This is a genomic window from Asaia sp. W19 (assembly GCF_003994335.1).
In the GTDB taxonomy this organism is placed as follows: Bacteria; Pseudomonadota; Alphaproteobacteria; order Acetobacterales; family Acetobacteraceae; genus Asaia.
In genome coordinates, this window is record NZ_PNQZ01000045.1 from 1 (window position 1) to 4,340 (window position 4,340).

Consider the following 4,340-nt stretch of genomic DNA (forward strand, 5'->3'; position numbering starts at 1 on the left):
TTTTTTTTTCAAAGCAGAAGCGGACATCCGAGCCCCCCTTTCCCAAAAGCAGGGCCGCTACCGCAGGCCCCGCAGGGAAAGGTTTGGGGAGGATCACCCGCCACAAATTGCCCATGATCAGCCCGAACCCGATCCCGCCGAGCGCGAGAACAGCAAATGTTCCGGCAGCCTTTGCGGGATCGACGACACCGGTCAGCGCTGCTGCTACGGCAAACCGAAGAAGAACGAGCCCCGCTGCGTCGTTCAGGAGGCTTTCACCTTGCAGAAGAGCGACGACTCTCCCGGGTAAACGGACATGCGCGAGCACGGCCTCTGCCGCAACCGCATCCGGGGGCGCTACGATTGCGCCGATCGCAACGCAAACAGCCCATGGTAATGTTGGCACGAAGCAATGAAGCACCCACGCAACGGCAAAGGTGGTGAAGGCGACAGCGCCGACTGCAAGAAGAACGATACCAGAAAGGTTCGCCCTGAAGTCGCGCCATGCTGTGAACCATGCCCCGCTTGTCAGCAAAGGAGGGAGGAAGATCGCCAGCACGAGGCCGGGCTCGATTTTTACTGCCGGGATTCCAGGCATCATTCCTAATCCCGCGCCTCCGATGATCAGTACCGCAGCTCGCGGGAGCCTCAATCGTCGCGCACCTGTCTCCAGCAGCAGGATAGCGGCGACGAGGACTACGAGCGCAAGATATTGGTCCATGGTTTCTCCTGTCGTGGGGCTCGCCCTCGATTGTGGCCTCGACGGTGAAACTTCAGCATCTATGCCGTATCAACGATATAGGCTTTATGCGGACATGGTCTGAATAGCCTCGAAGCGCCCCCATCTCATTCTGTGAGTGCGACATTCCTGCCAACGTTTTCACAGTGGCGGCAAGACAGTGACGCGAGTGTGTCGCTGGGTCAGTCGGAGCAAGTTCGGTTTAGCAACCAAGCCAACATTTATCCCACGTACCCGTCGCAACGTTGCTTCACACCCGCCGCTCCACGGTATCAGCCTTATCCTGGAGACTGAAATGCTGAACGTGCAGATCACTCGCATGCGCTCTGGCCTGGGCAAGGTCGAAGGTGCTCTGCATGCGCATCAGCGTCTCGGCTCGTACGCCAAAGGCCTTTTCAAAGCGGATCGCCATCTCCGCGGTGAGCCCACACCTCCCATTCAGAAGGGCGCTGATCGCCTGACGGGAAACGCCCAGATGCTCGGCGACAGTGTTGACCCTGATATTCTGGGGCTCAAGAAGCTCGGTTTTGATCCAGTCCCCGACATGGACTGCGAGCGAGCAATGCATCTTAAGCGCCATGGTAGTCCTCCAAAGCCATATCGCAGAGTTGTCCCTGCTCATTGAGACGAAAAGTAAGCCGCCAGTTTTTAGTGACGGTCATGGACCAAGTGCCTGCCCGCTCTCCGACCAAAGGATGCAGGCTATAATTTGGAGGCACCGTGAGCTCATCGAGTGATTCCGCAGCGTCGATGAAGGCGAGCATCTTTCGTAACCGGCTTGCATCGCGGACCAGCCCTTTGGCATTTCCCGTCTCAAAAAAGCGTCGGAGGCCTTTGTAGCTGATGCTCTCGATCTCCATGCGTGTAAGGTAATGCATTACATTAACGATGTAAAGATGATCGTTACGCCGAGCGCATGGGCGGTTAGGGTGATAAGATCGGCGATCGGAAAAAATGGCTGTTTCCCACCATTTACCTACTTCCGTTTGATTCTATTATCGGAAGTAGGGGGTGGGCTGAAAACGCCGGCGGATGGGCCGGAAAGCCTTTCTCTGAGGCACGGTTTTGATGCCGCGCAGATCATCTCCCTGCCTATACGGCCGCGCTCGCAAAAACCGGTTCAATCGCCTCAGAGCGTAGATATTTGCGGATCGTGTACCTCGACAGATGCGTTCGGCGCTCATGCGTCAGGGGCAGTGTCAGGCATGGGTCAATTCTTAATGAAAATTTTCGCACCCCCAGGGTCAGTTCTCAGTGAAAATCAACACCCTGCCACATGATGCGACGTACTCGCCTCGCTCTGCGTCTTCGTGGCCTCCAGCGTCAGAGTGCCGCCCGCCGAGAGCGTGACATCGCCCTGTGCGTCGATCAGCCCCTTGACGAATATAGGAACTTTAGCGCGATCCTGCTACACAGGATCGGAGTTATCATGAATTTCTTTTAGGTACTGATACGCGCTTTCGATTGAATCCGAGATAGTAATTTCATTAACTACAAGCTCTTCGATGTTTTTCCGATCTAACGAATAAATAATCTTTGCAATATTTGAATTATTAGTCACTGAAAATATATCCGCCCCTGACATTGATTGCACACGAGGCTTTATACGAAAGTCTCCAGCAGCTTGGTATTGCGATATGTAATCGTATATTCCATCACTATTCATTGGATTTTCTTCAATATCATATAACGAATTAGTAATTAGATTAAATATATCTGTCGCTCTTAAGGCAAATAGGCTTCCGCTGATTCTATCTTTTCTTCCATCTATAAAACCCTCCAACTCATGCATCACATCCCGCAGACTAACCATGCTATCATTTCCTAATATATGCGAATTTATACACATATAGAAATAACCATTCATCCATTCCCCGCAAGTACTTTTATCCATCCCAACCAATATAGAAAAACTTTTAGAATCTCCGAATTCAAATAATATATTACTTTTCATTTAATATCCTGTACAGACCTTTCGGCAGTTCATTTTGCGGAATAACCCCAGAGAAATGAACCGTTCCGGCATTGTCGTAGAAAAACTGATAATATCCACCTTCTCCTTTGCCATACCAGGCTTTTTGACTTCTCTGTGTATCCCCTCCCCGTATAGCATGTTCATACACCTCTTCGGCATCATGAGGCTCGGGTGATTTCCTTGGGTTATAAAGGGGCGATTTCGGATCATGTGCCGGATTTGCCCGGTAAGGCGGCTTGACGCGATTCTGAACCGTGTCAGGATCATACGGACTGCTATTAAGGGCAGGGCTCTCCGTTTGATCCCATTGCGGCCTACTACCCGCGAGTCCTCCAATTTCGAGATTTTGGGCTTCTAATTTTTCGTTCGCAACTTTCTCGGCGTATGGCCTCAGCTCCTCGACGCTACTCGTGCCGATGGGGGCCTGGTCGATAAGCTCCTGCATGCCTTCTGGCGTAGTGAGCAGCCGGTTGACCTCCTGCGCCCGTGCGAGAGCCGCCTCGAGATTCGCAATCTCGGCGTCCGTTGGTACCCAAGTGGCGTCGGCAGGTGTGAGCGTTTGCAGGGCCAGATTATGCGGGTCGACCTCCGCTAGCTTCCTCTAGGCACCCCGATATCTTCCGAAGTTCACCTTAGCTTCCTGCGGTGATGTCACGTAAACTGAAGTGAGTTAGCTGAAGCCCGCGAAAGGGATATTCAGACGCTGAGAACGGTCGCGCTGTTCCATTGAGCGAAAGCCCTGATACGATGGATGTGCCGGGAAAAGGCGGTGGTGATGGAGGCGGGCAGGACGAAGAGATTAAGGATAGCGGAGAAGACGGAGACGAAGCGCTGACATCCGCCCAGTGAGCGGAATTTCTACATGACCCGCTCACGTTTTTGCAGGGTACGATGACTGTTCTCCGCCCGGTTGTTTAGACCCTTATGCGAGAGATGCCGAATTGAGAGACCAAGTTTGCGTCTCGCTGCTGCATAGGATTTGAGCTTGTCAGTGATCATACGACTAGGGCGCAAACCCTGCAGTTTGAGGAGCCGGATCAACAGACGCTTGGCTGCTTTGGTGTTCCGACGGGGCTGCAGGATCTCATCGAGAATAATGCCATCCTGATCGACTGCGCGCTACAGCCAATGGGGCTTGCCACGGATCGCGATCCGCACCTCGTCCAGGTGCCAGATATCATCCGGTCTTGCAGCCTTGCGACGCAGGGAGCGGGCAAAGGCCGCACCAAACTTCAGGCTCCACCGACGGATCGTCTCGTATGAGACGACTATATCCCGCGCGATAAGGATTTCTTAGACAAGACGAAAGCTCGGGGGAAAGCGGAGATAGAGCCATACCGCATGCGCTATCAGTTTACACGGAAAATGGTGCCGTTTGTAGCTCACAGATAACGTTCTCATCATCAGCGTCTATCATGGCGCAATTAATGTGAGAGAACCTCATATACATCTACTCAAAGCAAGACGCGCTGCTACGCCTATCTCTTCCGCGCTGCTATCGGCGGGGGTGGSTACGGTTTCCCCCCCCCAACATTCCTCCCAAAACCATGCCCCCTATTTTTTCTGCTTTCCTTGGATGATTATTTTTATTTTTTTTTTCTTCTCCCCCTCACCACCTTTTCTTTTTTTTTTAATCGTCTTTTTTTT

5 protein-coding genes and 1 pseudogene are annotated in these 4,340 nt (G+C 52.5%); all 6 read right to left on the reverse strand.

Going from position 1 to position 4,340, the window contains the following annotated elements:
* Positions 1-700: cation:proton antiporter (locus C0V97_RS09035; protein WP_199751762.1), on the reverse strand; the 700-nt coding region annotated here is incomplete at its 3' end.
* A gap of 268 nt (positions 701-968) precedes the next feature.
* Positions 969-1,298, reverse strand: a complete 330-nt coding sequence (locus C0V97_RS09040) for a HigA family addiction module antitoxin (protein ID WP_233582072.1) — start codon at positions 1,296-1,298, stop codon at positions 969-971.
* Positions 1,288-1,578 (reverse strand): type II toxin-antitoxin system RelE/ParE family toxin, encoded by a 291-nt coding sequence (locus C0V97_RS09045; RefSeq protein WP_127102295.1) that lies wholly within the window; start codon positions 1,576-1,578, stop codon positions 1,288-1,290. The genes C0V97_RS09040 and C0V97_RS09045 overlap by 11 nt, the downstream gene beginning before the upstream one ends.
* 548 nt (positions 1,579-2,126) lie before the next feature.
* The gene (locus tag C0V97_RS09050) at positions 2,127-2,672 is read right to left on the reverse strand and encodes an Imm42 family immunity protein (RefSeq protein ID WP_127102296.1); all 546 of its coding nucleotides are present in this window, start codon (positions 2,670-2,672) and stop codon (positions 2,127-2,129) included.
* Positions 2,662-3,138, reverse strand: coding sequence for a hypothetical protein (locus C0V97_RS09055; RefSeq protein ID WP_127102297.1), 477 nt, complete (start codon positions 3,136-3,138; stop codon positions 2,662-2,664). The genes C0V97_RS09050 and C0V97_RS09055 overlap by 11 nt, the downstream gene beginning before the upstream one ends.
* 251 nt (positions 3,139-3,389) lie before the next feature.
* Positions 3,390-4,097, reverse strand: a pseudogene (locus tag C0V97_RS09060) (IS6 family transposase).
* Positions 4,098-4,340: the final 243 nt, after the last annotated feature.